The sequence below is a fragment of the Rhizobacter sp. genome (genome assembly GCF_046595475.1).
Taxonomy (GTDB): domain Bacteria; phylum Pseudomonadota; class Gammaproteobacteria; order Burkholderiales; family Burkholderiaceae_C; genus Rhizobacter.
This window is the reverse complement of the sequence record NZ_JBKJOQ010000091.1, coordinates 1-26983: the sequence shown is the minus strand read 5'-3', so window position 1 is coordinate 26983 and position 26983 is coordinate 1. Positions and strand designations below refer to the sequence as shown.

Genomic DNA, 26983 nt, shown 5'->3' with positions numbered 1-26983 from the left:
CGATCACCCGGTGAGTGGCACCAGGCTCTTTTTGTCCGCGTGCTGCGAGCTTTTGTCCTGGTGGACGCACGCACGCATTAACGCGACCAAAGCGGCCGCATCAAACGTGCCACGACCAAAGGTTATAAAAACGCGGGAATGGCAGAGCGTCGGCCAAAGCAGGCCGTAGAGCCAGGGCGCGGCTCAGGCTCAGGCTCAGGCTCAGGCTCAGATGTTGATAGCGCGAAAGCTCTGTGGTGCGAGCTGGTGCTTGCGCATCAACTCGAAGAAGGCGCGTCGATCTTTCTGGGCGGCCTTTGCCGCGTGCGTGACGTTGCCACTGTGGGCTGCGAGCAGCTTCTCCAGATAGCCGCGCTCGAAGTTCTCGATCACCCGGGCCTTGGCTGTGCGAAAGCAGTCTTCCCCCACCGTCTGGGCACTGCCCAGATCGATTTCAATGTCGTCACCGAGCAGCACCGGCCCGCTGCACATCAACACGGCGCGCTCGATCACGTGTTTGAGTTCGCGCACGTTGCCAGGCCAGTCGTGTGCAAACAGCTTGCGCAGCGCGCTGGGCGACAAAGCGGCGACGGCCCGGCTGAATTGGCGAGAGAACTGCTGCATGAAATGCAGCGCCAGCACCGGAATGTCGTCGCTGCGTTCCCGCAGCGGCGGCAAGCTCAGGTTCAACACGTTCAATCGAAAGTACAGGTCCTGCCGAAAGCGGCCCTGCATTGCGAGTGCGTTGAGGCTGCAGTTGCTGGCCGCCAGCACCCGCACGTCGGCCCGCATGACGGTGTTGGATCCGACAGGGCGGTACTCGCCTTCTTGCAAGAAGCGCAAGAGTTTTGCTTGTGCAGCCAAGGGCAGGCAGTCGACGTCATCGAGAAACAGGGTGCCGCCTTCTGCCTCTCGCACCAGGCCGCAGCGGCCGGTGTGTGCGGTGGTGTAAGCGCCCTTCACGTGCCCGAACAATTCGTTTTCAACCAGATCCACCGGGATCGCGCCGCAGTTGACGGCAACCCAAGGCCGCGAACTGCGCGCTGACAGGTAGTGAACGGCTTGCGCGCACACCTCTTTGCCCGTGCCGGTTTCACCGAGGATCAGAACGTTGGCGTCGCACCCGGCGATCGTTGGCAATCTGGCCGCGAGACGCCCAAAGGCCTCGCTGGCGTAGATGAAGTTTCGGATTCGCACACCAGGTGGGCGCTGCGGTGCGGCGAGAGGCTGCGATGGCACGGCGCCCAGGGCACGCAGCACGCGGGCCACCAGTTCTTCAGGCGCAGAAGGAACGGTCACGTAGTCGTAAGCGCCCGCGGCCATCAAGGACATGATGTCATCGGCACTCAGCCCCGCACCTCCCACCAGGATGGCCGCACAGGGACACGCAGCACGCGCATGGGCGATCTGGCCCAGCAGGCACTTCTGCGCGAACCCATGGGCCAGAAAAAAGAAAACGTCGGGTCGGGAACATGCCAGGTCGTCGGTGAACAGTTGCTGGCTCTCGACCGAAATGCCACCCACCAAGCTCAGCGCTTCGCAGACGCGGCGTTCGGCCTCGCTCTTCCCTTCTGCGCTGACGACGATGCACCGAGATCGGTCGACTTCATTTTTCATGATGGGTTCATCCTCGATCCCGGCGTCCCTCACCTTGCGCTTCTGGATTGAAAGCACGAAGCGTCCAAACCAGACCTGCATCGTGTGCGTACGCGCTGGGGTTGGCTATCCCTAGATGTGAAGTCTCACGAGGCTGTTCGCGGATCGAACCTGATTCGCGAACTCACACAATCAACCTATTCCGTTGAAAAACCCGCTGGTAATTCGGAACGCTCCAGGCCCACCGGCGGGCGTCCATTAATCGAAGTTTGATGTTGACTGTCGGGTCGATGGAAGGCGTCATGTTCGAAGCGCGATCTGCCTGCCATGATTTTGATTCCAGTTCAGGTCGTAGACACTGACAAGCCGGGACGCTCGTCGTCCCAAGCCATTGCGCTCATCTTCCAACCGGTGGGTGTAAGGATGAACTGCGTGGAGATCATGCCTTTTGCCTCGAATGCCACGCTCTTCATTGTTCCGGACTTCGCGTAGACGCTGAAGCTGTGCGCCACATAGTGACGATCCGCGTCGGCGATGTGATGCCCGCGCGCTTACGGCGCCTTTGACTACGGGTCGCGGCAGACTGGTCGGGGGTCCGGACATACGAACACATACATTCGAGAGGTGTTGTATGCATTTTGGCCTCCTGAATCGGAAAGCCGAACTTAGATGCGCCTCGAGGAGGTGTTAAGCGTCGCGTCGAAAGTACCGCGAGACGCTGTCCTGAGTAGATCAGGACGCGACCACTTCGTTTCTAACAATGGCATACCGACATGCGGTTCTAGCTCGTGTAGGCCAAGTCGGAAAGGCTGCCGCTCAAGGGCCCGACATCACCAGTTTTCCATGGACGGCGGATCGCTCCAGCAGTTCGTGAGCTCGCTTGACCGTATCCACCGAAAAGGAGCCGACATGGCTGATGCAGGGTGGGCGCAGAAGGCCGTCGTCGAAGAGGTTCGCAAGCTCCGTTAGCATCGATCGGTATCGGCGCCAGTAGGCGCGGTCCGGGGCCAGCGAATAAGCATGTGCGCCGATTGCGTGAAACGACGCGTTCAGTTCGAACAATCGCTCGAAATCTTTGTGGGTCGGCGTTTCAACGACGGAGGCGAGATCGCCCTCCACTGCAAGTATCGCGCAGGCAGCGGAAAGCATCGGCCCGCCCACTAGATCCACCACGGCGTCGAAGGCTCCGCGGTTGATCGCCAGGCTCTCGCCGACAAAGTCGGCGCTACGGTAGTCGACGATCTGATCGCTCTTCAGCCCACATTCTTGAATCAGGTGGGCGCGGCTGCTCGCGCTGCCCGCAGTCGTTACGAGCCGCCTGAGTCCATTGTGCAAGGCGAGGCGAATGGCAAACGTTCCGACGCCGCCAGCACCCCCTGCGACAAAGAGTGATTTGGATGCGTCGATCCGGCACTTCTGCAAAGCGAGCATCGCGGTGATTCCGGCGACCGGTACTGCCGCTGCCTGATCGTGCGTAAGCTGGCGAGGTTTCCTGGCGACCAGTTCGCTCGGTACGCACACGTACTCGGCATAGGTGCCGCTGCTGGCCAGTTTGCAAACATAGCTATAGACATCGTCGCCCACGCTGAATTCGGTCACGTCGTCGTGCACGGCCTCGACGACGCCGCACAAGTCGCGGCCCAGAATGTTCGAGCCGATCGGGCCGTTTGCTGGCAGGTGCTGCCGAACTTGGCAGTCGACCGGATTGAACGCTATCGACTTGACCTTGATGCGCACATCGCCGCGCCGAAGCGCTGGTGTGGGCACATCGACGAGCCGAAACTGGTCAGTACCTCCGGCTGCGAGAAGGACAATTGCTTTCATGGGGCTGACCTTCAGTCAGGATTGAGTCGGTGGGCCAAATCCGTGCGTCCGCGCTGGCTACGGCGGCTCTGATTCGCAATGGATGATGCGACCACACCAATCATAGAGTCGCAAACTCCTGGATTGCGTGGATGACGGACGCGTAGTCGGCGCAAAATCAAAAGTGATCGACTCCCTCCTATAGACGCCACACTGAGCCGGAGATGTGTTGCGCGAGATGCTTGCCGACGTCGAAGCGTATTGCCCAATAGCCGCACCGAGTTTTCGTACCTACGGGAGCCCTTCATCGGGGTCTTCTCGCAATGCCAGTGGTGTCTTTTTCTTAAAGGAACCAAAAGCACTGCGCGTTTCTAGCGATCTACTTTGGTTTGCGCGTGACCGGCTTGGCGCGTGTCCGCGGCGCAGCCCTCAGAGCTTTCGCGAGGCCCGGCCGGGACACGCTGCCCTGAGCGCAAATTTTGGAATCCGCCCAAGCTGCAAGCACCGGCTCAGCATCGCTGGCCGAGGCAGCGTCGTTGAAATCAGCGACCGTCTGCCAAGCCGCTCGCAACAGCGTCTCGCTCTTGCCAACGTAATGCCCCAGCGTCACGTCCTCGCCAGCGGCGTGACTCAGCATCTTCTTCAGCGCACCACCCGATGGTCAGGATGATGCGATCACGGCCGGCGCTGTCACGGCCCAATGGGTTGTCGGGAACGACGACGCCATGCCAACGAAACACCGCACGCACCATCAAGCATCGCCAGATAGTCGGTACGCGTGCGGGCCTTCAACGGCAGGCCGTCCTTCGCTCTGCGCTTCCAGGAGCGTGCGCGCGCCATCAGGGGCGATGCGCAGCTGCAAACCGCGGTCCAGCGTGAGCTTGTAAGGCTCCGCCTTCGGCTTGTGAGCGTCGATGGCTCTGACGGTCAAAAGAGGCATCTGGCAGTTTCCGTGTCCGAACACGTGTCCGAAAAATACTGAAATCGGATGCTTTCGGCGGAAATCGCCTGGAACAAACTTTTTCCGTAACCTGCTGATTTACATGAACTTTATGGCATCCCAAGAAATTCCAGAACATCCCATGAACCCCGCAAAGCACGACTGTCAATCCGTAGGTCCCTGGTTCGAGCCCAGGTCGAGAAGCCATCCATAAAAAAAGGCCTGCATAAAAGTGCAGGCCTTTTCTCTTGCAGCAACTCTCACACCTCAAGACGGCAAGAAGTCCACCGGATAAGTTGCCACCATCGGCTCGACCGCCTTGGAGCCGAAGTCGAACTGCTTGATGCGAGCCAAGAGCTTGCGTTCCAGCTCTGGCGACTTGAGTTCACTCGACTCAATGCGCACGTCGGTCACCTCGCCCGAGGGCGCGATGGTGAGCTTGAGCACGATCTTGCCTTGCAGAGCCGGGTCGTCGCGCAGTGCGCGGTTGTAGATGGCGTAGATCGAGCCCTTGTTGCGCTCGAAGACGAGGCGTATGTCTTCGATCGAGCGTGAGGCCTTGCCACCTGCAGCGCGTTGCAGCGTGCCGCCCTTGCCACCGCCACCACCCTGACCCGAGCCGGCGCCTGTGCCGCCCGCACCGCCGCCGCCTGCACCCCCGCCGCCGCCGCCGCCGGCTACGCCTTCGACCAAGGTGGTCGCACGGCCGGCCAAGCCACCGCCACCGGTGTTACGGCTGTAGGCCGCGGTGTTGAGGCCGCCGCTGCCACCGGCCGCGTTGGACGTGATCATTGCGCGGTCGGGTGTGCCTTGGTCGGTGCCTGCGCCGACGCCCACACCCACGCCAGCCCCGACACCAGGGCCTTGCTTGACGGGGGCCAGCTGCACTGCCGTGGGGGCGCCACGCATCTCGGCCAAGGTGTCCTTCATGGCGAGCAGGCCTACACCAGCCGCCTTGCGTCTGGCGCCTTCGATTTCGCCCGGCGGCTTGTTCGGCTGCGGCACGCGCGCCTCGGGAACCGCGGCAGCTTTCTTCGGCGGCTCGGGCTTGATGGGCTCCGGCGTGCCAGGCCGCTTGGTGTCTTCTTCCTTGGCCACGTCAGGCTTCTTGGCCACGGGCTTGGGTGGTGGTGGGGGCTCGCGTTCGAGCATGAGCTTTGCCAGGCGGGGCGGAAGCTCTGCCGGCTTGGCCCGATCGATCTGGGGCGTGGGCATCAGCAGCAGGATCAGGCACAACACGGCCACCACAATCAGCACCGTGTTGAGGATGCGTCGGTAGCGCTTGTCGTCTTCGGGCACGCCGGCCCAGGCCAGCACGGAAGGGCGGAACGAGATGGCGAGGGCAGCAGCCATGGTCAGGTCTTCCTCTGCACGGCAAACGCGATCTCGACGAAGTTCGCGCGCGCGCTGGTGTACATCACCTTGCGCAACAGGCTGTAGGGAATGCTCTTGTCACCCAGGATGGTCACGGCCTTGCTGCTGCCGTCTTTGTCTTCGCCCAGCACCTGGCGGCTCGCCAGCAGGTCGAGCTCTGCTTTGAGGCCTGCAATCAGGTCGCCTTGCTGCGCGTTGACTTCAGCCACGCCGGCCACCCTGCGGCCGTCGACCATGATGTCGGTGTCAGTCACCGCCACCACGATGGTCTGGCGCGGCGCTTTTTCGGCGGTCGATTGCGGCAGCTTGACCGCTGCCGCGTTGGTCAGTGTCTCGATGCCGGTGCTCGACATCAGGAAGAAGATCAGGATGGTGAAGATGTCGATCAAGGCCACGAGGTTCATGTCGAGGCCCGACTGATTGCGCGCCATGCGTGCGGAGCGCTTTTGGAGCGGCGTCAGTTTCATAAGAGGCCCTTCCCTATTTCTTGGGTGCGCTGATCGGCGCATCGCCGATCGAGATGTCAGGGAACAGCTCGACGTTTGGCGTCTTGGCCGTGGCACCTGCTGGCTTGGCCTCACGCACGGCGTCCATCACTTGCACCAACACGTCGTATGAGGTGTTGGGCTGTGCGAGCACGCTGGCGGCCTTGGTGTCGGGGAACTTGGCCTTGATCTGCTGCATGAGGGCTGAGAGCGCGGCCAAGTCGTAGCCTTGCGGCGTGGTGGCAATGCGCTGGATCAAGCCACCGATGCGGTCGCCAACGTCGAGGCCATCGGGCCGGATCACGACCTCAAGCTTGAGGTCGTTGACCTTGAGTTGCTCGACGCCCGAGTTCTGCGCTGGCAACGAAAGCTCCAACACCGCCAGGTGCGAGAACACCGCGGTCGACAACAAGAACGGCACCAGCACCACGATCACGTTGATGAACGCGGTGACCTCCAGGTGCACCGCGTGTTTGCGCGGGCGGCGGACAGGCATGGTCAGTCCTTCCGTTGCAGATGAGTTTCAGAGCGACGGCACATGCTCAGCGCGCACCGGCTTGCTGTTCAGCTTTCAAGCGCCCGGTCACGTTGAGGAAGCTGATCTTCGCGGCTTCAAGGCCATCAACGATCTCGCTGGTGCGCGCTTGCAAGAAAGCATGGATCAGCAGGAACGGAATGGCCACTGACAAAGCGAAAGCGGTGTTGTTCATTGCGATCGAGATCGAACCCGACAGCAGCGCGGCCTTCTCGGCCGGGTTGACAGCGGCCACGGCGGTGAAGCCCTTGATCAAGCCGATGATGGTGCCGAGCAAGCCGACCAGGGTGATCACGTTGGCGAGCGTGGCGATGTAGTGAGTGCGCTTTTCAAGGCGCGGCACGATTTCCATCATGCCCTCTTCCATCGCAGCGTCGATCTCTTCGCGACGTGCGGGGCTCTGCATACGTTCAAGCCCGTTGGCGACGATCTTGCCGATGGCAGCGTCAGAGCCTGAGGCTGCGCTGTGCACTTCCTTGAACCTGCCGCTCTGAAGCATGGGCAGCACCTTGGCCCACAGCTTGCGGTTCTCGCTGCGTGCGCGTCGCAGGAAGACGAATCGCTCGATGGCGATTGCCAGCCCGACGGCCATGATGGCGATGCTGAAGTAGATGGCAACGCCGCTGTCTTGGAAGAACTTGACGGCAAAATCGAGAGTACTCATGGGGCTTCTCCTGTAACGACGGGTGCTAAGGTTATTTGGGGTTCAGCGGCGCGGGCTGGGCTGCTGCAGGTGGAACGGGGGCGGTCTGGGATGCGGTCAGTTGGGCGTCGTACGACACCTGGCGGCGAAACACATCGCGGTCTATGGGCGCCAGCGCCTCGTCGAGCACGCTGGCCACCGGCCGGCCCGACAACTCGCTGGGCACAGGTTTCTTCCAGGGCACGATGTAGAGCACCTTGGGCAACTCGCGGTTGCCGATGATCTTGGTGCCGTCGATGTTGGCGCGGTCTTGCGCCATGGCGGGAGAGCACAACGCGGCAGCGCACACCATGCTGGCGAGCAGGCCGGGAATGAGTCGCTTCATTCTTTCTCCTTGCGGGCGGGTGCCGGTGCAGCTGCGGCTGGCTGTGCAGGCTTGCGGTTCTTCAGGTCGGCCACCCACTTGGTGACGGTGGCATCGCCGCCCGGCGTCAGCGCCAGGTAGCGATCGTATAGCTCCAGCGCACGCTTGCCGTCCCAAAAATACAGGTCACTCAGGATGCCCAGGTTCAACGTAGCGGCGGCGTAGTTGGCGTCGATTTCGATGGCACGCTCGTAGGCCTCGCGTGCCTTGGCGAACTGGCCCTGCAGGCGGTAGGTGATGCCCAGCTGGTTGAAGTAAACCGGCTGGCGCGGGCTGGCTTTCACGGCCAGCTCGAGCTCAGCCACGGCTTCTGGCAGCTTGCCGGCCTGGCGGTAAAGCACACCCAGATTGGCGTGCGGGCCACCGAGCTCGGGGTGAAACTGCACCACGCTCTTGAAACCGCGCTCGGCTTCTTCCGCACGGCCGGCTCGCATGGCGCGGCGAGCATCGTCGAAAGCGCGCTGCGCGGCCAGCGGCACGGCCACTTCGGGCTCGACAGGTTTCGGTGCGGCAACAGCGGTAGAGGCCGAAGGCTTGGGCGCACTCGCAGCCTTGGTCGACGGTTCAGCCGCAGGCTGCGCCTCTGCCGCAGCGCCCGGCATCAGCGAGCAACCCATCATGCCGACACAGCACAGGGCAATCAGCAGCGACGAAGAGACATCAGCGTATCGCATCGACCACCGCCTCCCCGCGCTCTGCCTTGCCATAGCGCACAGGCCTCATTTCCTTCAGTGCCGTGAAGCTGCTCTTGACCCACTGGTCGTAGATGCCTTCAGAGGCGCGCTTGGCATTCACCTCGTGCAGCTCCATCGACTTTTCTTCAAACGGATAGGCCTGCTCTTCCAGCATCACGTTGTACTGCTCAAGTTCCAGCTTCGACAGCTTCTTGGGCCGCTGCGAGGCCATCAAGGCCTTGCCGAAGTCTTGGTAAACCACCGCGATGTGGTAAGTGGCGGCCGTGGTCACATCGGCCACGCCATAGTTGGCGGCCACGCTGTAGGCCTTGAGCACGTCTTCCATCTTGGCTTTCTTGAGCTTGAGGTTTTTGGCCAGCGGCTCCACCAGGGCCACCTTGCGGTAGGCCTCGTAAGTGGGCTCGGCCATTACCAGCGCGCCCATGGCACCGAGATAACGCGTGCGGTTGGTGCGCGCGCCGCCGCCATTCTGGTCGGCGACGAAGATCTCTTTCATGAGCGTTGCTTCGCGGGCTGCGTTGCCGTCTTTCTTGGCGATCTGCGCCAGGCGGTAGCGTGCTTCGAGGTTGGTCTCTAACGGGTCGGGGTACAGCTTGAGGTAGCGCTCGTAGGTCTTGGCGGCCGGCGCGCGCGCGCCGCCCTTTTCATGCAGCTCGGCGGCTTGCCACAGCGCGGCGCGCGCCACCTTGGGGTCGCTGCTGGATGCAGCCGCGCGTTCGAACTCGCCAGCAGCCTGGCTCCAGTTGCCCTTTTCCATGTAGGCCACGGCGAGCTTGCCGCCCACCTCGGCCTGTAGCGGGTGCTTGGGGTAGCGCGTGCGGAAGTCTTCCAGCGTGCGTGCTGCACCGTCCCAGTCTTTCAGCGCGATGAGCGCGGCCGCGGCGTCGAACTGCGCCGTGGCGCGCACGGCCGACAGCGGCGCCACCGTTGCAACGCGATTGAAGTGGCCCACAGCCTCGCGCAACTGTCCGGCCGCACGGGCTTTCTCGCCTTGCTTGTAAACAGAGGCAGCCACGCGCTCGACCAGATCGGGGCGCCCGGCTTCTTTCTCGGGCGTGAGGGCCAGCACTTCGACATAGGCACGCTCGGCACGGTCAAAAGCACCGGCTTCGAACGCGGTATGCGCCACCACCGTCCAGGCCACGCGACGCTGCGCGGGTGGTGCAGGCGGCTCCAGCGCCAGCACCTGCTGCGCCACACCGGCCGCGCGCTCGTCGCGCAGAGCGAAGAGCTTCTCGGCGGTGTTGGTCAGCACCGTGGGTGTGCGCGTGTCGGCAGGGAAAGCCTTGCCAAAACGCAGTGCGCTGTCGACCGATGTGCGCTGCAACGCGGGCACTTCAGCGGGCGCCGCGCTCTTCTCCATGGCCGCATAGCTCAGCAGCGCGGAGTAGCCGGCATCGGCGCTCTTGGGGTGTTGCGGGTACTGGTAGGCGGCCTTTTCATACTCGACCGAGGCCTCGTTGAAGCGCTTGTCTTCATACAGCAACTCGGCCAGCAGGAAGTTGTTTTGCGCAGCCTCGGGGTCACCAGGGAAGGATGAAAGGTAGGCGCGGTACCACTTGACCGCTTCCTGGTAGTCGGCGCTGGCCTTGCTCTTTTGCGCCAGCGCGTGGTAGTGGCGCGCCAGCTCGGCCATGTGCATCTTGACCAGCGGCTGCGCAGACGCCCAGCCTTCAGGGTTGGCCTTGCGGAACTCGCTGTCGGCTCCGTAGCGCGAGACATAGTCTTTCTTGGCATCGAGTGCCAAGGTGGCAAAGCCTGCGCTCTGGTAAATGTCGATCACGCGGGCTTGCAGCTGCGGTGCCTGTGCATGCAGAGGTGCCTTCTTTGCAAATGCACCCAAGGCATCGGCCGCGTCTTTCGTGCGCTCTTGCCTGATGTAGAGCTCGCCCAGCTGCTGGTACACGCGGAACTCGTAAGAGCGGCGCGTGTCGGTCGTCATGTAGGTGGGGATCGACTCGGCGCCTTGCAGGTTGGCAAGCGAGAGACTGGTCACGCGGAAGGTGTCTTCCACCAACTCGCGGTCTGCGCGTGTCAGGCCTTCAAGGCTGTCCAGCTCAGCGCCACCCGCGCGGTTGGCAACCTTGACGTCGAGCACGCCGAAGAAGGAACCCAAAGCCTCTTCCACCTTGCCCTGCTTGAACAACGACCAGCCCTGCATATAGAGCGCCCGATCTTGGAAGGCACCTTGCGCATCACCCTTGAGCACGGTGGCGTAGGCCTGCTCGGCCTTCGCATAGTCGCGCGTGGTAAACAGCAGCTCGCCGCGGCGGAACTGTGCCTCGGCAAGGTAAGAAGTTTTCGGGTACTTCAGCACCAGCTCGTCCAACGTCTTGAGGGCCGACTCGAGGTCGCCACCCTGCTCGTAGGCGCGTGCGATCTGGTAGTACACCCGGTCGTTGCCGGGGTCGTTGGGGAAGGCCTTCAAATAGTCTTGGTAGCGCGCGATCGCCGCCTTGTAGTCCGGCGTGCTCGACGCGTCACCGGCGGCGAACTTGTTGTCGGCGGTGTCCATTTCCAGGTCACCCAGGCGGCGCATAGCCTCGGAGCGCTGCGGCGCATTCGGCGCGATCTCAAGAAACTTGCGGTAGGCCGCGATGGCCTTCTCTTCATTGCCGACTGCGGCCACGCCCTGGTCGGCTTGCACCTCGATCTGGCGGCCGGCAAGGCTCTTGAGCGTGGGCGGCTCGGGTGGGTTGCCGCTGCGCTTGCTCGCGCAGGCGCACAGCCCGCACGCGAGCAGCAGAAGTGCAGCTGCGTTACTTGGGCGCATCGTCCGCATCCTTGGGCTTGTTGGCGCGGTCATAGAGCTGCGCCACGGCAAAGCGGGCTTGCGTGGTGTAAGCCACGAGGCGGTCTTTCTGGCTCACGAGCTGGGCCACGGCCAGCTCTTGCACGGCCTCTTGCTGTTCTTTGCTGAGTGCCGCCACGAGTGGGATCAGCGCCTGAATGCGCTTGTCGAGCTCGGCAATGCGCTCGGCAAAGCGGTCGAACTTTGCGGGCTCGTCGCGCTGCGCCTGCGCGAGTGCGGCCTCGTGCTGCCGGGCTTCGATCACACCGGCTTCAAGTGTCTGCAGTGCGCGCCTGGCTTCATAGAGCCGTACGCTGTACGACTGCGACAGGCGCCAGGTCAAGGCACCTGCCGCCAGGCGGTGCCTGTCGCGCGCGGCAGCGGTCTCGGGGTTGTCGCCCAAGGCTTGCAGATTGGCCTGCACGTCTTCGAGCCGGTCTCGCCAGCCGCGCTCTTGGGCGTCGGCAAAGGCGCTGCCGTCGGCCTGCTCCTCGGCCTGGGCCAGCTCGCCACTCAGCGTGACGCTGCGCTGGGCAAGATCGACCAGACCGCTGTCGCGCGCCTTGGCCAGGATCACGGGCAGGCGCTCGGCATAAGCCTTGCGGCGGTTGTCGAGCATGTCACCAAACACGCCCAAGCTGTCTTTCCACTGCTGCAGGTTGCGCGTGAGAAATTGCAGGTCGCGGTAGTTCTTGAAGGCTTCTTGAAACTCATGCTGTGCCAGCACCGAGGTCAGGTGGCCGGCGTGCGGCATTTGCGGCAGCTCGTTGATGCTCCAGAACCAGCCCATTTCTTCGCCGGGGTTGCGCTCGAGCAGGCCTTCGACCAGCTTGCCCGCGCGAATGGCGGCAATAGACTCGTCGAGCCCAGTGTTCTCACGCTCGAAGACGGTGATGGCTGCGTTGTAGCGCTCCAGCGCCTGGCCATAGGCGCCAAGCTGGCCAAATGCGTAAGGCAGCGCGATGCTGGCTTCGAGCACGGCCGAGTCGCTAGCCTCGCGCTGGCTCAGCTCGGTCCAGGGCACCAGGGCTTGCTTGTAGTTCTTCGTCGAGGCCGAGGCCCAGCCGAAACCGAGCAAGGCCTTGTTGGACTGCACGCCATTCAGGCGCACGCGCTCCAGGTAAGGGCCGGCCGCTTCGGGGTGGTTGTCTTGCAGCGCTGCGAAGCCCAGGGCCACGTTGGCCTTGTCGCGCAAGCTGCGGAACTCTTCGGTGGCCTGCGGTGGCGTGGGCGCCTTGCCGATCTGGTCGAGCAGGGCGCTGCCGCGTGCAGGGTCGCCACTGCGCACCAGGGCCACGCCGAGGTTGTAGCGGGCATAGAGGCTGCCGCTGGTGCTGCCCTTGGATATCTCTTTCGCCATGTCAGGCATGGCGTTGAGCACGGTGGCGGCGCCAGCGTAGTCACCACGCGCCATCAGCACGTTGGCCTTGAGCAGTACGCGCTCTTCTTCCAGGTCGGGCGGCAGGTTCTTCTCGATGCGCCCGAGCGCATCGTCGGCCTCGGCATAAAAGCCGCGCTGGTAGCGAATCTTGGCCAGAAAGAACCAGGCCCGGTCACGCACGGGTGGCGGTGCGCCCTTCTCGATCAACTGGGCAAAGATTTCACCCGCCTCGCGGTGCATGCCGTAAGACAGCAGCAAACCGCCTCGCAGCACCTCGGCCTCGTCGGCATGATTGGCGACACGGTTGAAATGCTGCGACACCATCAGGCTCGTGACCGACGAGAAGTATTGCTCTTGGTAGAAGTGGAACAAGGTGTCGCCGTAGTGCGGGTCCTTGATCGTGTGCTCGATCTTGTCTGCCGCACCCGCAGCGGCGGCCCACGCGAGCGCCGCAGCCAAGCCCAGCCCCCGCAGCACAAACGCCGATGACATGCGCAAGCCCATGGACGCGTTTACTGCCAGACCTTGACTTGGAACTCGGGCTGCAGCTTGCCGGTGGAATCTTTGATCTGCAGCTCGATGTACTTGGGCTCGGTGCCCTTGTCGAACTTGATGTTGGCGCCTCGCTTGTAGTCGCGAAAGTGCGGCCCGCCGCCTGTGAACAAAGCCACCAGCTCATGCGAGCCCGCTCGCAGGTTGCCGAGGTACATGCGCTGCACGCCACCGCGGTGCAGGGCCTTCACCTCTGAGGGTGTGTAGAGATAGTTGGCCACAACCTTGTCATCGAGCTTGACCTGCACCGAGCCCAACTCGAAGAGCTTGCCCACGTCCATCGACAAGAACACCGCCACTTGCGTGTTGGCCGGGAAGAGCAGCTCTTCTTCAAGCACCAGCAGGTCGCGGTTGAGGCGGATCACATCGCCTTTCGCGTCTTGGATGCGAGTGTCGAGGCCGGTGGCAGAAGCAGCGGCTGCGGGGGCGCTGGCCGAGGTTGCAGCTGCACTCGCCGCATCTGGCGCAGTGGCAGCAACAGCTGGGACAGGCATGGTGACCGCAGGCGACGGAGCAGGTGCACTGGCTGCTGTGGCCGGCGCGTCGGCGCTCCAAGCGGCGGAGGCCGCGAGCAGCAGGCCGGCAAGCGTGCAGCTGCATCGCTGAATGATGTTCATACGGCGGGCCTTCTCAAAATGTAGCGGTCAAGAACAACTGCAGCACATGGGCGTCATGCTCATACGGCTTGCCACTGCGGATGTCGGTGAAATCGGCGAACTTGAAGCGGATCAGTTCATAGGCCGCGTTGAGCCTGATCTCGTAGGCACCCGGCACGCGCTTGGCGGTGTACGACATCTTGGCCCCCAGGCCCATGGTCTTGTAGGTGCTCAACTGGCGGTTGCGCGAGACATAGGTGGTCTCGGCGGTGGCGTCGTCGTAATAAAACAGCGCCTTGGTCTGCGAGTAGTAGCGGCCATACCAGTCGACCAGCCACAGGTCACCGAACTGGCGGCTGTAGCCGAGCTCGGTGGTGTGGGCCTTGATCTCCCAGTTGTCTGAGAAGTAGCGGTATTCGGCGTGCACCGCGTTGCCCGGCGTTACTTCGCCCAGCAGACGCAGCTTGATGGCGCGGCTGCTGCGGGTGCGTGGGTTGCGCTCGGGCACCGTGGTGCCGAAAACGCGTGCCGCGCGGTAAGGGCTGCCCAGGTAGCCGTCGTCTGAGATGGCCTCGCTGTTGATGCTCATCAGCCAGGTCGGCGTGAGGATCTGCGTGATGCCCAGCCGGTAACGCCAGTGCGTGGCGTCGTCGAAGAAGCCTTCATAGCCGCTGCGGCCCACCTTGTCGTGCGAGCGGGTGTAGCCCAGGCTCAGCGTGGTCATGCCACCGAACACCTCTTGCGCGATGTCGACGCTCGTGCCCGCGGCGATGTAGTCGGGCTCCTTGCTGTTGGAGGTACTGACGCTGATGGTCGCGTCGCGCACGATGTAGTCGACGCCGAGGTTGTACTCGTTGCGCGTTTCCTTGTAAGGGCTGGCCGTGGTGACCACGTCGATAGAGGCGTTGCTCACCATGTCAACGTAGTACGAGCCGGTGAGCGACACGCTGTCGCCCAGCTTCTTGCGTACCAGCAGTGCGGGCCCATAGGCCTTGAGGCCACCGCCGTCGTAGACGTGGTACATCACGTCGGCGCGGTCTTCGGGCAGGTTGGGCGCCGCATGGACCGCACCGCTCGCACCCACCATCGCACCGCCCAGCAGCCCGGCGGCGCGCACGCCGCGCGAGCGATGGCGGCGCAGCACCCTCAGCAGGCGCAGCAGCCCGCGCCATACCTGCACCGCAGGGCGCCGCAGACTAGTTGCAGCCACAGCCGCCCCCCTGCACGCCCGTGGCGCCACGCGCGCCTTCGCGCACTTCGCGCACGTGTTCGTGGTGCTTGTCGGCCAGGCCGTCACGAGAGAACTGCATCAGCGGCGAGGCCAGGCGCTCGCGCTCATAGGGCTTGACCCAGGGCTCGATGGAGCTGCAGCCACAAAGCAATGCGGCCGCGCCCATCAGTGCCGCAATGCGAACCCGGGCCGAGACAAGGTGCTGCATGTTCATTCCTTCAACAAGTCTCGGATCTGCTTGTCGTAGAGGTCTTCGTAGCCATCTTGATAGCCACGGTGCAGGTAGCGCACACGCCCCGCGCGGTCGATCACCAGGGTGGACGGCATGCTGTTGAGGTCATACAGGCGGCTGACTTTCTTGTCGGTGTCGAGCAGCACCGGGAACTTCACGCCCAGCTTGCCCGCCACGTCTGACGCGTTCTGCACATCGTCATCAACATTCACGCCCAGCAGCACCAGGCCCGAGGCGCGGTATTTGTCGGCGATGCGGTTCAGGTGCGGCATTTCCTTGCGGCAGGGGCCGCACCAGGTGGCCCAGAAGTTCACCAGCACGACGTGGCCGCGTTGCTCTTGCAGGCGCAGGTTAGGGCCGTTCAGGGTGCGCAAGGTGAAGTCGGGAGCGGTTACGCCCACGGCCGGTGCTGCAGACACCAGGCCGGCAAAAGCAGTGAGGCAGGCGCCAAGGCAAGCGGCCAAAAGCGAGCGAACGGATTTCACGATGGCGGGTTTCGGTGAGGTCGTCATGACAATAGATACCTGTCAGAAGAAGAAGGTCGCGCCAATGGTCATCTCGAGGTTCTGCGTGCTCTGACGCTTGCCCAGCAGGTCAAGCGTGAAGATGTGGTCTCGCACATCGACTTGCAGCGCCGCCCAGCTGGCGAAGAACACCCGGGCGCCGAACCCCACATTGAAGGTCTGCTTGCGCTGGCGGTTGAAGTCGGTGTTGCCGATGCCACCGATGAAGTACAGGGCCGAGGCCTTGGCCCAGTTGCGGCCGAAGAACACCTCGCCGGGCAGCACGTTGATGCCGGCCGAAAGGTTGTAGTACTTGAGCTTCTCTTCCTGCGAAATGAAGACACCGCCTGGCAATATCTGGCGGAAGGCTTCGTCGCTCACCTTCGTGATGCCATACACGCCCTCCACGAAGAAGTCTTCGGTGATGTGATAGCCCAGGCGCACACCGCTGACCGAATTGGAGCCGAAGTTCTGCGTGGCATAGGTGCCGGTGAAGAGCCCCATCTCGAAATCGTTCGACGGAATCTTGGGCACCTTCACGTCACGCCGGTCGACCTGGGGCACGATGACCTGCTCGTTGGCCGGCTTCTGGTCTTTCGTGTCTTTCTCGTCTGCGGCGCTGGCTGCCATGGCAACTGCCAGCAGCAAAGGGGCCAGCAGAAGATGGGCAAATGGCTTGGTGTGCATGGAAGTGTCGACCCCGTGTAGCCGTTAGAAGAAGAACGAAAGCCCAGCCGTGAGCGCACGGTACTCGCCGGCGCGCGTGTCGCCAAGAAACGCGGTGTAGAAGGTGTAGTCGAGGCGGGCCACGAAGCGATCGCTGATGTGATAGCGCAAGCCAAGCACGGCATTCGACATGTTGACGCTGGTCGTCTGCGCGCTCACCAGGCTGGCGTTGGGAATGTTCTTGAACTTGCCCAGGCCGACGCCGAAGAATGGCGACAGGCGGCGGTGCGACCAGGGCTCGGAGTTGACGTTGAGGCTCCAGAAGTCGGTGCCCGAGAACACGCCCTGCACCTGGCCGATGGTGCCTTCGAGCGACAAGGTGTCAGAGACACGGTAGCCCGTCCACACCTTGAGCATCGGCTCTTTCTTGAAGCGGCCCCAGGCAGCACCCATTTCCAGGCGCCGCGCCAGGTAGTCGTCGAGCAAGACGTCGCGGAAAGTCTTCTGGCTGCCGGCTTCGGTGAGGGTGCTCTCTAGCTGCTTGCGGATCACCCAACCCTCTTTACCCTCGGCGCTGCGCACCTTGAACCAGTCGGTGTGGCGCGATTCGATCTCGATCCACTGCTCGCGCTCAACCACGAAGAACACCGGGTAGCCGCGGCCGGGGCCGGTGCGCATCTCCAGGTAGGGGTCGATGACCTTCAGGCGCTCGGGCGGCGCGTCGGCCGCCTGCACGGTACCCGCCAGGGGCAGCACGCCAAAAATGAGTGCCAGCAGGCCCCTGCCGCAACAGGCCAGCAGCCTCGAAACGAGGCTGCTCATGAAATGGTGCACGTCCCGTTGCCTGGATCGGTGGCGAATTCGTCCTGGCCCGTAGGGGCCGGATGGGTCATCCAGAATTGGATCAATCGGACTTTCGGGTCGGTGTCGGTCTCAAAGATCAGGCCACCGCCGTGCAGCACGCCTTGCACCCGCGGTTTGGCGAGCAGGCGGCTCTGCGCAATCGCGCTGAGCACCACCTCGCCTTGAGATGAGTAGAAGTTCTTGTACATGTCGCTCGCCCGAATGGAGTCGGGCGCAGCGGGCAAGGTCACGACTGCCGCCGACGGGATGATGCGGAATGCACCACCGGTGCCTGTCGAGTTGTCATGGCACCCCGAACCGGCGCAAGTATTGCTCAAACCGGTGCCCACGATGGGCAACTGCTCCAGAAAAATCGGGTTGATGCAGCGTTGGAAGAATGCGAAGGAGAGCTTTTGCCCCCCCACGCCACCTTCGTTGTTGATGGTGTCACCACCACACCCGCTGACCAACCCCAGCACCGCGGCGCACACGCTCGCCCATTGAATGGGCGTTCGGGTACGTCGCGTCGTGAAATGCGTTCTCTTCATCGACATCCAGTTTGAATCCACGCCGCGATCGTGTTGTATGACGCGCCGCCCAGCGGCAGTACCGCCGTCGTGCCAGCCGTGGGGTGAGGCACCGTCGACGGCCTGCTCAGCAGGTAGTTGGTCGCGGGGTTGCAGGTATCGGAAATCATCGACAGCGTAACCCCGAAGTCACCCTCAGCGCTACCCGTCAACACAAAGCGGTTCTGGCGGAACGAGGCACCTGCCGGCGTGGTCAGGTCACTGCCGATGGCCTGGTGGCAGCTGGCAGCACAGGTCGAGCGCAGGATCGGCATGACCTGCGTGTTGAACACCGTTTCGCTCAGGCCATCAACCGCGCGCACACCACCAGCCGGGTCGAACGGGTCGTTGTAATACTGGCCACCCAGGTCCATCCACTCGGTCAGCACGCGCTTTTCGCCTGCATTGAGCATCAAGGAGTGGTCGGGCGCGCCGGCCGGCGGGTTGGGGTGGGCGGCAAGGGCGCCGGCACCTGCAAGCAGGGTTTCTCCGAACATGATTTCGGTCAGGCGGCTCTTACGGGACTGGCCGGCCGAGTTCATGGCGCTGGAGCTGTTTTCCACCAGTGCTGCACCACGCACGACCATGGGCACCCCGTCTTCAATGCGGAACTGCGGCAGACCAGTGGTCGCGTCGATCACTGGGTCGCCCAGCATCAACTCTTCATACGACGTGACACGGCCCGTGCCCGAGATGGTGTCGCGCAGGTCGAGCACGGCGGCATTCGAGTGGCAGGTCACACAGGTGTTGTCGACGCCGCCACTGGTGACGCGGCTGCGCGTCCACAGGGGAGCGACGTGCTCGCGGTAGTTGATGATGCCGCGCTTGACGCCGGTCGTGGCGGGTGCAGGCGTCACCATGTCATCAGCACTGTTGGAGTTGCCGGTATAGCGCACCAGGATCGGGGCACGTGCCTGGCTCGGCGAAGTCACCCATGCGTCGGTGAAGTTCATGTCGGGCTGCAGGACCAGCAGGGCGGGGTTCTGGCGGGTGCGCGTGGCTGCCATCGTCTCACCCGACTGGTGATCGCTTGCCAGCGAGGCCAACAGGGCGGCCGGCATGGTGTTGACGACCACACCCGAGTTCAGCGAACCCCCGCGGCGCGGGCTGTGGCAGCCGTCACAGGTACGGCGTTCACCCGGGCGAACCTGGATCCAGTTGGTATGCGTCTGGATGGAACGGCCCTTGTTGTCGATGATCGACAAGGCAATGGGAGTGTCAGCCGGCACGTGCAGCTTGAACGAGCCGTCGGGCTCGACCGGTGCATAACCCAGGATCTGCTGTTGCTCGAATTCGGTTTCGCCGATCGAACTGCGCAGGCCAGTCATGCCGGCCGGTGGGGCCACGGCACGTATGGCACGCACGAAGCGAACCGGCGAGCACTTGTAGGCCGCGTCGGCGGGGTCTTTCATGCGCGCCAGGTCAGCAACGGATGAGCGCGTTTCGGTGGGCTCGTTGGGCGGGGTGGTCATCGCAATGCCGGTAGCGCAGCCCGCCGGGCGGTCAACGGCTCTCAACATGCTTTCGCTCATGCGGCCCAGGCCGTCGGTGTCGTACACGCTACGCACTTCAATCAGGGCCATGTTGGCAGCAGCCAGCGTGGCGTCGATGGGGCTCGGCTGGGTGGCATTCGGCTCCGTGCGGGCCTGCAGCGGGATCGGGTCGGTGTACATGAACCCAGGCGGCGGCGCGGCCACGTTCAACCAGGTCTGGTCTGTCGGGTTGAACATGTAGATGGCGTAGGTCGGGCGGTTGTTGAGCTGGAAGCGGTTGAGGGCGGCTTCCGTCGCCAGAACGTTGGTCATGTCGCCCACCTTGGCGAACTCGACCGGGTCGAGGGCCTTGGCCACCGCGCAGGGCCTCAGGGCGCCTGCCTCCTGGGTGTCGATCACATCGCAGGGCGTGTAGCCCACCAGAATGCGGTTGGTTCCGTCCCACAGCGGGTAGGGGCTGGTAATGCGGCCGAACTCGGACACACCACCACCTTGGCTCAGGGCCCGCGCGGTGATCGAGGTCTGGCCGCCTTGGGTGGGCACGGTCTTGTTGGCCGGCGTGTTGTTCTCGGAGTAATCGGCAGCGTTGACGATCATCATCGCGCCGCCTTCGTGGGTGCGCGACAGCGGCATCAGCGAGCTGGCCAGGTAGCCCTTGTAGGGGCCACTCGGGTCCATGTCGCGTGGGTGCAGGAAGCTGTTACCCGGGCTTTGTGCCCCGTACAGCACGAACATGTCGGTGCCATCGGGCTTGGCGCGGAACACAGCGAAGCGGTTGCGGTCGCCCACGTGTTCCCAGCGCGAGAACATGATGTCGCCGTTCGGGCGCACCACCGGGTTGCGGTCGTGGCTCTGGTTGAACGAGATCTGCTTGATGTTGCCGCCATCGGCATCCATGGTGTGCAGGTTCATCACTTCTTCGCGCTCGTACTCGTCGAGTGACTTGTAGTTCTGGCCCAAGGCCTGAGTGGTGCGTGACTTGACCTGGCGGTTGGACGAGAACACAAAGCCAGCGCCTGCCGGCAGATAGGCCGGGTCAGCGTCGTCGTCGGAGTTGGTGCTGGTGATGCGGCGCAGTGTGCCGCCGGTCATGCCGCCCGCGGTCATGTCGTATTCCCAGATGTTCCAGCGGCCCGTGCAATTCGCTGCGGCGCCGGCGACGTTATTGGACGTCGGGCACTTCAAGGCAAACACAATCTTCTTGCCGTCGTAGGAAACCTCGGGGTCGGACGCATCGCCCACACCCTTGGTGATCGATGCCGTGATGTTGTGCTCTGGCGCACTGGGCGACGACTTCTCGCGAATCATCAGGTCACCCCCGGGTGCGCTGGGTGCGCCGTCGGTCGGGTTCATGTTGAGCGCGGTCGAGCGCTTCACATAAGCCAGGGGCACGTCGCCTTGCACGGTGACCGTGCTGTTTGCCTCGCCGCTGCTGCCGCTTCCGCAGCCTGCGAGCATCGCGCTCGCCGCCGCCGAGACACACGCCAGTACGCACATTCTTGTCAGGACTTTCTTCATATTCGCCTCCAAACGAGTCCGATCAATCACAAAACGACATGCAGGTCATTGACGAGGCTGCTGCGCAGCTCCGTTCAACAGACCAGACGAGTAGTGCAAGACACCGGACGCGTCTACCACTACCGCATCAACACCAGGCTGTGACTCGATGAGCCGCATGCCCTTCTCCAAACCCATCACGAACAAGCACTTCGACAGACCTTCGGTCGTGAGCCCGTCATCCGCGAGGATGGTCACGCTGCGCACGCCGCTCGGCGACTTGCCGGTCTGCGGGTCGATCACGTGGTGGCAACGCACACCGTCTTGCTCGAAGAAGCGTTCGTAGTCACCAGAAGTCGAAATCGCGGTGTCTTCCAGCGGCAGCACCGCCACCACCTCGCCTGCGCGGCGCGGGTCGCGGATGCCGATGGTCCAGGGGCGGCCACCGCGGTCGCCCATCACGTGGCTGTCACCGCCCGCTGCCACCGTGGCGCTGACGATGCCGTGGCGCTTCAAGATGGCCACGCTGTTGTCCACCGCGTGGCCCTTGGCGAAACCGCCCAGGTCGATGCGCATGCCTTCACGGGCAAAGCGCAGCGTGCAGGCCTTGCGGTCAAGAATGAGGTTTCGATAGCCGACGGTGGCACAGGCCTGGGCCAGCACCTCGTCGCTGGGCTTGATGCCCAGGCGGTAGTCGTACAGCTGGCCCACACCCGCGTAGGTGATGTCGAAGGCACCGCCCGACAGCTCTGAAAATTCGATCGCGCGCGCCACCAGCCGCACCATCTCGTCGCTCAAGTGCACGGCATGGTGTGCGGCTTCGCGGTTGATGACTGACAGCTCGGAGTCAGCCTTGTGCGGGCTCATCGTGCGATCGATGCGGTGCATCTCTTGCATCACGGCGTCGATTGCAGCCTCGCCTGCAGCGCGCTTGTCGCTCCACAGCTCGACGCGGATCGCCGTGCCCATGATTGCTTCTTCGCGGCTGAGCCAAGCCCCTTGCGCCAAGGCACGGCCCTGCCCACGGTCGTGATCGACCGCTCGCAGGGTGGGCTTGGTGGCGCCGAACAGCATGGCTTACTCCAGGCTCTCCGACCGCGTGCAAGAAGGGTTCAAAGCTCTCTCCGTGTTTGTTGTTCGTGGGCTCGTGGCGCGTTGCACGCACCTCGGGCCCTGTTGGCTCCGGCCGAATCATCAGGCCTCACGACCCGAAAAATAACGTCAATAGTTGGCAAACGGCGACGACCTTACATACGGTCGCAGAAGATACGGAGAGCACTGTTCTGGTACGAGGGCAGGTGCTACAAGTACGGAACTCGCAGACCCATGCGGGTGGCATACGGGGTGCACCGATAATCCGGCGGTTGACGGGCAAACACTCGCCCTTCGGCCCAACAGTTCACGAACCAACGAGAGCCCCCGCTCACATGTCCAGCATCAGCCTGCCTGGCCCTGCCCAGGCTCATCAGCCATGAAGCCTCGCCACAAACGCATTGCGCTCATCGTGGGGGCTCTGGCCGGCCTGGGTGTTGCCGTCGGGTTGGTGCTCAACGCCTTGCAAAGCAACGTCGCCTTCTTCTTCACGCCCACCCAGGTGACCAGCGGCGAAGCGCCCAAGAACCGTGCCTTTCGCGTCGGCGGCATGGTGCGGCAAGGCAGCTTGAAGCGAGACCAGATGACGGTGCACTTTGTCATCACCGACACCGCCAAAGACGTGGCCGTCAGCTACACCGGCATCCTTCCCGACCTCTTCAAGGAAGGCAAAGGCGCCGTGGTGCAAGGCAAGCTCGGGTCGGGCGGCGAGTTCGTCGCGACTGAAGTGCTCGCCAAGCACGACGAAAACTACATGCCCCCCGAGGCCAAGCATGCCGTCGACCAAGCGGCAAAGATGGGAAAGACACTCAAATGACACCCGAGCTCGGCCACCTCGCCCTCATCCTCGCCTTGCTGGTTTCGATCACCCAAGGCGTGCTGCCGCTCATCGGCGCGCACCGCGGCCACGCGGGCTGGATCGCGCTCGCACGGCCCGCTGCGCAAACCCAGTTCGTGCTGGTGGCGTTTGCGTTCGCCTGCCTGATGCAGGCCTTCCTGGCGAACGACTTTTCGGTGCTCTACGTGGCCGAGCACTCCAACTCCAAGCTGCCCACGGCCTTCCGCGCTGCCGCCGTCTGGGGCGGGCACGAAGGCTCGCTGCTGCTTTGGCTGCTGATGCTCACCGGCTGGGCGTTTGCGGTCAGCTTGCTGTCGCGCCAGTTGCCGCAGGCCATGGTGGCGCGTGTGCTCGGCGTGCTGGGCCTGGTGGGCATGGGCTTCCTGCTGTTCATGCTGCTCACTTCCAACCCCTTCGAGCGCCTGCTGCCCGCCGCGCCCGATGGCCGCGACCTCAACCCGCTGCTGCAAGACATCGGCCTCGTGGTGCACCCCCCCATGCTCTACATGGGCTACGTGGGCTTCTCGGTGGCGTTCGCATTTGCCATTGCGGCGCTGCTGGCCGGCCGGCTCGACGCCGCCTGGGCTCGCTGGTCGCGCCCCTGGACCAACGTGGCGTGGGTCTTCCTCACCATCGGCATCGCGCTCGGCTCGTACTGGGCCTACTACGAGCTGGGCTGGGGCGGTTGGTGGTTTTGGGACCCGGTGGAAAACGCCTCGTTCATGCCCTGGTTGGTGGGCACCGCACTCATCCACTCGCTGGCCGTGACCGAAAAGCGCGGCGGCTTCAAAAACTGGACGGTGCTGCTGGCCATCTCGGCTTTCTCACTATCGCTGCTCGGCACCTTCCTCGTGCGCTCGGGTGTGCTGACCTCGGTGCATGCCTTTGCCACCGACCCCAAGCGCGGCATCTTCATCCTGGCCTTCCTCACCGTGGTGATCGGTGGCTCGCTCACGCTGTTTGCGTGGCGCGCATCCAAAGTCAGCACGGGCGGCGCCTTCGCCCTCTTCTCGCGCGAGACCCTGCTGTTGATCAACAACGTGCTGCTGGTCGTGGCCTGCGGCTCGGTGCTGCTGGGCACGCTGTACCCGCTGCTCATTGACGGGCTGGGCATGGGCAAGCTCTCGGTCGGGCCGCCCTACTTCAATTCGGTGTTTGTGCCCATCATGGTGCCGCTCTTGTTCCTGATCGCCGTGGGCCCGCTGGCCAAGTGGAAGCACGCTGACCCGCGTGACATGGCACAGCGCCTGCGCCTGGCCGCGGTGCTGGCCGTGCTGGGCGGCGCAGGCCTGCCCTTTCTCGTCGGCACATGGTCGCCGTTTGTGGCGCTGGGCATGCTGCTGGCCGTGTGGATCGTCGCCAGCACCGCGTTTCAGATACGCGAGCGGCTCAGGTCAGGCTGGCCGCCGCGCTCGTTCTGGGGCATGCACATGGCGCACGTGGGCATGGCCGTGTTCGTGATCGGCGTCACCATGGTCAAGGGGTATGAGGTCGAGAGAGACGTGCGCATGGCCATAGGTGACACCGTCGAGCTCGGTGGCTACACCGTGCGCCTGCGCGGCGTGGCACAGGTGCCCGGCCCCAACTACACGGCCCAGCGCGGTGACATCGAGCTCTCGAAGGACGGCCAGGTGCTGCGCATGCTCAACCCCGAGAAGCGCAATTACTTCTCGTCGCAAATGCCCATGACCGAGACCGCCATCGACACCGGTTTCACCCGCGACATCTACGTTTCGCTGGGCGAGCCGCTCGACGCGCAGGGCTCGGCCTGGAGCGTGCGTGTCTACTACAAACCCTTCGTCATGTGGATCTGGAGCGGCTGCCTGCTGATGGCCCTGGGCGGTGGCATTGCTGCCAGCGACCGCCGTTACCGGCTGAAGTCGCGCAGCACCGTCGTGCAAGGGGCGCCGGCATGAAGCGTTTCCTGATTCCGCTGGCGCTCTTCGTGGTGCTGGCGGTTTTTCTGGGCATAGGCCTCAACCGCGACCCTTCTGTCGTGCCCTCCCCTTTGGTCGGCAAGGCGGCGCCTGATTTTTCGCTGCCGCAGCTAGAGGTGCAGACCCCGTTCAGCCCCAAAGAGATGGCCGGCAAGGTGTGGTTGTTCAATGTGTGGGCCACGTGGTGCGGGCCCTGCAGGCAAGAACACCCGGTACTCGTGGAGTTTGCCAATGCTCATCTCGCGCCGCTGATCGGGCTCAACTACAAAGACCAGCGCAGCGCCGCCACCGAGTGGCTCAACCGCTATGGCAACCCCTATGCCGTGACGGCCGTCGACGCCGATGGCCGCGTGGGCATCGACTACGGTGTCTATGGCGTGCCCGAGACCTACGTAATCGACAAGGCCGGCATCATCCGCTTCAAGCAAATCGGCCCCGTCACGCGCGAAGTGCTGCAAAACAAAATCGTGCCCCTGATCAAAGAGCTGCAGAAATGAAAATGCTGAGGGTCTTGATGCTGGTGCTGGCCATGGGCACCGCACATGCCAACCCAGCGGCTCCGCTGGCCGACGACCCGGCCGTGGAGCAGCGCCTGGTCAACATCGCCGAAGAGCTGCGCTGCCTGGTGTGCCAAAACGAGTCGCTCGCCGGCTCCCGCTCTGACCTGGCCATGGACCTGCGGCGCGAGATCCGTGGCCTGATCAAGCAAGGCAAGAGCGACCAAGAAGTGCGCGACTTCCTGGTCAGCCGCTATGGCGATTTCGTGCTCTACCGCCCGCCCGTGAAACCCACCACCTGGCTGCTGTGGGGTGGGCCTTTCGTGCTGCTGGCAGGCGGGTTGGCAGGCTTGCTCACCTTTCTGCGCAAGCGCAAGCCCAGCGACGCTCCCCTGTCGCCCGAAGACCAACGCAAGGCTGAAGCCTTGCTCAACGGAGAGTCGTGATGCCTGGATTCTTGCTGGCCGCGGCGGCGCTCGTCGCGGTCACCTTGTTGCTGCTGCTGCGCCCATGGCGCCGCGCTGCCCGGGCCGATGGAGCCACCACCCGCGAGATCAATGCCGGCGTTTACCGCGACCAGCTTCGAGAGCTGGACCGCGACCTCGCCGCCGGCACGATCTCGGCCCCCGACCATGCTCAGGCCCGCGCTGAGTTGCAGCGCCGCCTGCTCGACGATGCAGGCACTGCCGCAGATGCCACGGCCGCAGCGCCGTTCAGCATGCGCGGCACCACGATCGTGCTGGCGCTGGTGCTGCCGCTGGCCACCGCCGGCCTTTACACATGGCTCGGTTCGCCGGCGGCCCTCAATCCAGTGGCCACCAAGGCGCCCACCCAGCAAGATGTCGAAAGCATGGTGGCCAAGCTGGAGGCCCGCATGCAGAAGAACCCCTCTGACACCAAGGGCTGGGTCGTTTTGGCACGCAGCTACCGAGCCATGGGCCGCCTGCCGCAAGCCGAAGAAGCGTTCAACAAGCTCGGCGACGTGCTCTACCAAGACGCCACCTTGCTGGCCGAGTACGGCGACGTGCTGGCCACGCGCGCCATGGGCAACTTCGACGGCAAGCCGATGGAGGTCGTCAACAAGGCGCTCAAGCTCGACCCCGAGAACCCGATGGCGATCTCGCTGGCGGCCACCGCCGCCTACAACCGCAATGATTTCGCGCAGGCCGTGACCCACTGGGAACACCTCATCAAGCTGGTGCCCGGGGATTCAGACGACGCCAAGTGGTTGATGGAAGCGGTGGCCAAGACGCGTGCCCAGATGGCGGGGCCAGGTGCTCCCCCACCGGTGGCCATGGCCGCTGAGAAGAAAGCAGCCCCCGTCGCGGCCACGGGCGGCCAAACCATCACCGGCCGGCTGACCCTCGCGCCCGCGCTGGCTGCGCAGGTGCAGCCCACCGACACGGTGTTCGTCTTCGCCCGCGCGCCACAAGGCTCACGCATGCCGCTTGCGGTGCAGCGGGTGCGCGCGGCTGATCTGCCACTTGAATTCAAGCTCGACGACTCGATGGCCATGAGCCCCGAGTTCAAGATTTCGAGCGCGAGCGAAGTGCGCATCGAAGCGCGCATTTCCAGGAGCGGCAGCGCCACACCGGCGTCAGGTGACCTGATCGGTGTGGGCCCTGTGGTCAGGCCGGGCGCGAGCAAGGTCGCGGTGCAGATCGACCAGGTTCGGCCTTAGGGCGACGCTGAATAAGTCCCCGCGAGGCGGCGCGCCTCGGTTTGGGATGGACTGCAAGGCGCAAAGCGCAGCGATACCCGCAGGTATCGCGAGCATTTGCAACGCCGCAGGAC

At 63.8% G+C, this 26983-nt stretch carries 25 protein-coding genes; 6 read left to right on the top strand and 19 right to left on the bottom strand.

All coding sequences use genetic code 11. The features are described from left to right. Positions 1-207 precede the first annotated feature (207 nt). Entirely contained in the window at positions 208-1311 is a 1104-nt protein-coding gene (locus tag AC30QB_RS16185; protein WP_489547276.1) for a sigma-54 interaction domain-containing protein, read from the bottom strand. Between the two features lie 66 nt (positions 1312-1377). On the opposite strand from AC30QB_RS16185, the gene AC30QB_RS16180 reads away from it, so the two are divergent. Further along, the gene (locus AC30QB_RS16180) at positions 1378-1647 is read left to right on the top strand and encodes a hypothetical protein (RefSeq protein WP_489547275.1); all 270 of its coding nucleotides are present in this window, start codon (positions 1378-1380) and stop codon (positions 1645-1647) included. Positions 1648-2391: 744 nt separating this feature from the next. Here AC30QB_RS16180 and AC30QB_RS16175 read toward each other — a convergent pair. The 18 genes from AC30QB_RS16175 to AC30QB_RS16090 all read right to left on the bottom strand — a co-directional run bounded on the left by AC30QB_RS16175 (position 2392) and on the right by AC30QB_RS16090 (position 21899). Continuing rightward, positions 2392-3399: a quinone oxidoreductase family protein gene (locus AC30QB_RS16175; RefSeq protein ID WP_489547274.1), complete on the bottom strand. Its 1008-nt coding sequence runs from the start codon at positions 3397-3399 to the stop codon at positions 2392-2394. 1186 nt (positions 3400-4585) lie between these two features. Next, complete coding sequence (locus AC30QB_RS16170) at positions 4586-5671, bottom strand: TonB family protein (RefSeq protein WP_489547273.1); 1086 nt, start codon at positions 5669-5671, stop codon at positions 4586-4588. Between the two features lie 2 nt (positions 5672-5673). Further along, positions 5674-6159 (bottom strand): ExbD/TolR family protein, encoded by a 486-nt coding sequence (locus tag AC30QB_RS16165; protein ID WP_489547272.1) that lies wholly within the window; start codon positions 6157-6159, stop codon positions 5674-5676. A gap of 13 nt (positions 6160-6172) precedes the next feature. Further along, complete coding sequence (locus AC30QB_RS16160; protein WP_489547271.1) at positions 6173-6673, bottom strand: ExbD/TolR family protein; 501 nt, start codon at positions 6671-6673, stop codon at positions 6173-6175. 46 nt (positions 6674-6719) lie between these two features. Then, the gene (locus AC30QB_RS16155) at positions 6720-7376 is read right to left on the bottom strand and encodes a MotA/TolQ/ExbB proton channel family protein (protein ID WP_489547270.1); all 657 of its coding nucleotides are present in this window, start codon (positions 7374-7376) and stop codon (positions 6720-6722) included. Positions 7377-7407: 31 nt separating this feature from the next. Continuing rightward, positions 7408-7740: a hypothetical protein gene (locus AC30QB_RS16150; RefSeq protein ID WP_489547269.1), complete on the bottom strand. Its 333-nt coding sequence runs from the start codon at positions 7738-7740 to the stop codon at positions 7408-7410. Further along, positions 7737-8453, bottom strand: coding sequence for a tetratricopeptide repeat protein (locus AC30QB_RS16145; RefSeq protein WP_489547268.1), 717 nt, complete (start codon positions 8451-8453; stop codon positions 7737-7739). The genes AC30QB_RS16150 and AC30QB_RS16145 overlap by 4 nt, the downstream gene beginning before the upstream one ends. Further along, complete coding sequence (locus AC30QB_RS16140; protein ID WP_489547267.1) at positions 8440-11247, bottom strand: tetratricopeptide repeat protein; 2808 nt, start codon at positions 11245-11247, stop codon at positions 8440-8442. The genes AC30QB_RS16145 and AC30QB_RS16140 overlap by 14 nt, the downstream gene beginning before the upstream one ends. Further along, the gene (locus AC30QB_RS16135) at positions 11234-13150 is read right to left on the bottom strand and encodes a tetratricopeptide repeat protein (RefSeq protein WP_489547266.1); all 1917 of its coding nucleotides are present in this window, start codon (positions 13148-13150) and stop codon (positions 11234-11236) included. Before AC30QB_RS16135 ends, AC30QB_RS16140 begins: the two co-directional genes overlap by 14 nt. Before the next feature lie 8 nt (positions 13151-13158). Beyond that, positions 13159-13815, bottom strand: a complete 657-nt coding sequence (locus AC30QB_RS16130; RefSeq protein ID WP_489547265.1) for an AraC family transcriptional regulator — start codon at positions 13813-13815, stop codon at positions 13159-13161. A gap of 13 nt (positions 13816-13828) precedes the next feature. After that, positions 13829-15004: a DUF3570 domain-containing protein gene (locus AC30QB_RS16125; protein WP_489547264.1), complete on the bottom strand. Its 1176-nt coding sequence runs from the start codon at positions 15002-15004 to the stop codon at positions 13829-13831. Then, a complete protein-coding gene (locus tag AC30QB_RS16120) occupies positions 14991-15233 on the bottom strand; it encodes a DUF4266 domain-containing protein (protein ID WP_489547263.1) in 243 nt (80 codons plus the stop codon). Before AC30QB_RS16120 ends, AC30QB_RS16125 begins: the two co-directional genes overlap by 14 nt. 2 nt (positions 15234-15235) lie before the next feature. After that, positions 15236-15769, bottom strand: a complete 534-nt coding sequence (locus AC30QB_RS16115) for a TlpA family protein disulfide reductase (RefSeq protein WP_489547262.1) — start codon at positions 15767-15769, stop codon at positions 15236-15238. 15 nt (positions 15770-15784) lie between these two features. Continuing rightward, entirely contained in the window at positions 15785-16447 is a 663-nt protein-coding gene (locus tag AC30QB_RS16110) for an outer membrane beta-barrel domain-containing protein (RefSeq protein ID WP_489547261.1), read from the bottom strand. A gap of 24 nt (positions 16448-16471) precedes the next feature. Next, positions 16472-17248 carry an SH3 domain-containing protein gene (locus AC30QB_RS16105; RefSeq protein WP_489547260.1) on the bottom strand — a complete coding sequence of 259 codons (777 nt, stop codon included), beginning with the start codon at positions 17246-17248 and terminating at the stop codon, positions 16472-16474. Next, a complete protein-coding gene (locus tag AC30QB_RS16100) occupies positions 17245-17817 on the bottom strand; it encodes a hypothetical protein (RefSeq protein WP_489547259.1) in 573 nt (190 codons plus the stop codon). The genes AC30QB_RS16105 and AC30QB_RS16100 overlap by 4 nt, the downstream gene beginning before the upstream one ends. After that, positions 17814-20846: an HzsA-related protein gene (locus AC30QB_RS16095; protein WP_489547258.1), complete on the bottom strand. Its 3033-nt coding sequence runs from the start codon at positions 20844-20846 to the stop codon at positions 17814-17816. The genes AC30QB_RS16100 and AC30QB_RS16095 overlap by 4 nt, the downstream gene beginning before the upstream one ends. A 45-nt stretch (positions 20847-20891) precedes the next feature. After that, on the bottom strand, positions 20892-21899 hold the full coding sequence (locus AC30QB_RS16090; protein ID WP_489547257.1) for an FAD:protein FMN transferase: 1008 nt from the start codon (positions 21897-21899) through the stop codon (positions 20892-20894). Positions 21900-22296: 397 nt separating this feature from the next. On the opposite strand from AC30QB_RS16090, the gene ccmE reads away from it, so the two are divergent. From ccmE to ccmI, 5 genes are read left to right on the top strand one after another with little or no spacing between them, the layout of a single operon-like run. Then, complete coding sequence (gene ccmE / locus AC30QB_RS16085; RefSeq protein WP_489547256.1) at positions 22297-22734, top strand: cytochrome c maturation protein CcmE; 438 nt, start codon at positions 22297-22299, stop codon at positions 22732-22734. Further along, on the top strand, positions 22731-24671 hold the full coding sequence (locus AC30QB_RS16080; protein WP_489547255.1) for a heme lyase CcmF/NrfE family subunit: 1941 nt from the start codon (positions 22731-22733) through the stop codon (positions 24669-24671). The genes ccmE and AC30QB_RS16080 overlap by 4 nt, the downstream gene beginning before the upstream one ends. After that, on the top strand, positions 24668-25189 hold the full coding sequence (locus AC30QB_RS16075) for a DsbE family thiol:disulfide interchange protein (protein WP_489547254.1): 522 nt from the start codon (positions 24668-24670) through the stop codon (positions 25187-25189). The genes AC30QB_RS16080 and AC30QB_RS16075 overlap by 4 nt, the downstream gene beginning before the upstream one ends. After that, positions 25186-25635 (top strand): cytochrome c-type biogenesis protein, encoded by a 450-nt coding sequence (locus AC30QB_RS16070; RefSeq protein ID WP_489547253.1) that lies wholly within the window; start codon positions 25186-25188, stop codon positions 25633-25635. The genes AC30QB_RS16075 and AC30QB_RS16070 overlap by 4 nt, the downstream gene beginning before the upstream one ends. Further along, entirely contained in the window at positions 25635-26870 is a 1236-nt protein-coding gene (gene ccmI, locus AC30QB_RS16065; RefSeq protein ID WP_489547252.1) for a c-type cytochrome biogenesis protein CcmI, read from the top strand. The genes AC30QB_RS16070 and ccmI overlap by 1 nt, the downstream gene beginning before the upstream one ends. The last annotated feature ends 113 nt before the right edge of the window (positions 26871-26983 follow it).

Coding starts and splice junctions, on each gene's coding strand:
- AC30QB_RS16185 (WP_489547276.1), bottom strand. CDS start 1,311: ATGTCCTTGATGGCCGCGGGCGCTTACGACTACGTGACCGTTCCTTCT.
- AC30QB_RS16180 (WP_489547275.1), top strand. CDS start 1,378: ATGGGCGATCTGGCCCAGCAGGCACTTCTGCGCGAACCCATGGGCCAG.
- AC30QB_RS16175 (WP_489547274.1), bottom strand. CDS start 3,399: ATGAAAGCAATTGTCCTTCTCGCAGCCGGAGGTACTGACCAGTTTCGG.
- AC30QB_RS16170 (WP_489547273.1), bottom strand. CDS start 5,671: ATGGCTGCTGCCCTCGCCATCTCGTTCCGCCCTTCCGTGCTGGCCTGG.
- AC30QB_RS16165 (WP_489547272.1), bottom strand. CDS start 6,159: ATGAAACTGACGCCGCTCCAAAAGCGCTCCGCACGCATGGCGCGCAAT.
- AC30QB_RS16160 (WP_489547271.1), bottom strand. CDS start 6,673: ATGCCTGTCCGCCGCCCGCGCAAACACGCGGTGCACCTGGAGGTCACC.
- AC30QB_RS16155 (WP_489547270.1), bottom strand. CDS start 7,376: ATGAGTACTCTCGATTTTGCCGTCAAGTTCTTCCAAGACAGCGGCGTT.
- AC30QB_RS16150 (WP_489547269.1), bottom strand. CDS start 7,740: ATGAAGCGACTCATTCCCGGCCTGCTCGCCAGCATGGTGTGCGCTGCC.
- AC30QB_RS16145 (WP_489547268.1), bottom strand. CDS start 8,453: ATGCGATACGCTGATGTCTCTTCGTCGCTGCTGATTGCCCTGTGCTGT.
- AC30QB_RS16140 (WP_489547267.1), bottom strand. CDS start 11,247: ATGCGCCCAAGTAACGCAGCTGCACTTCTGCTGCTCGCGTGCGGGCTG.
- AC30QB_RS16135 (WP_489547266.1), bottom strand. CDS start 13,150: ATGGGCTTGCGCATGTCATCGGCGTTTGTGCTGCGGGGGCTGGGCTTG.
- AC30QB_RS16130 (WP_489547265.1), bottom strand. CDS start 13,815: ATGAACATCATTCAGCGATGCAGCTGCACGCTTGCCGGCCTGCTGCTC.
- AC30QB_RS16120 (WP_489547263.1), bottom strand. CDS start 15,233: ATGCAGCACCTTGTCTCGGCCCGGGTTCGCATTGCGGCACTGATGGGC.
- AC30QB_RS16115 (WP_489547262.1), bottom strand. CDS start 15,769: ATGACGACCTCACCGAAACCCGCCATCGTGAAATCCGTTCGCTCGCTT.
- AC30QB_RS16110 (WP_489547261.1), bottom strand. CDS start 16,447: ATGCACACCAAGCCATTTGCCCATCTTCTGCTGGCCCCTTTGCTGCTG.
- AC30QB_RS16105 (WP_489547260.1), bottom strand. CDS start 17,248: ATGAGCAGCCTCGTTTCGAGGCTGCTGGCCTGTTGCGGCAGGGGCCTG.
- AC30QB_RS16100 (WP_489547259.1), bottom strand. CDS start 17,817: ATGAAGAGAACGCATTTCACGACGCGACGTACCCGAACGCCCATTCAA.
- AC30QB_RS16095 (WP_489547258.1), bottom strand. CDS start 20,846: ATGAAGAAAGTCCTGACAAGAATGTGCGTACTGGCGTGTGTCTCGGCG.
- AC30QB_RS16090 (WP_489547257.1), bottom strand. CDS start 21,899: ATGCTGTTCGGCGCCACCAAGCCCACCCTGCGAGCGGTCGATCACGAC.
- ccmE (WP_489547256.1), top strand. CDS start 22,297: ATGAAGCCTCGCCACAAACGCATTGCGCTCATCGTGGGGGCTCTGGCC.
- AC30QB_RS16080 (WP_489547255.1), top strand. CDS start 22,731: ATGACACCCGAGCTCGGCCACCTCGCCCTCATCCTCGCCTTGCTGGTT.
- AC30QB_RS16075 (WP_489547254.1), top strand. CDS start 24,668: ATGAAGCGTTTCCTGATTCCGCTGGCGCTCTTCGTGGTGCTGGCGGTT.
- AC30QB_RS16070 (WP_489547253.1), top strand. CDS start 25,186: ATGAAAATGCTGAGGGTCTTGATGCTGGTGCTGGCCATGGGCACCGCA.
- ccmI (WP_489547252.1), top strand. CDS start 25,635: ATGCCTGGATTCTTGCTGGCCGCGGCGGCGCTCGTCGCGGTCACCTTG.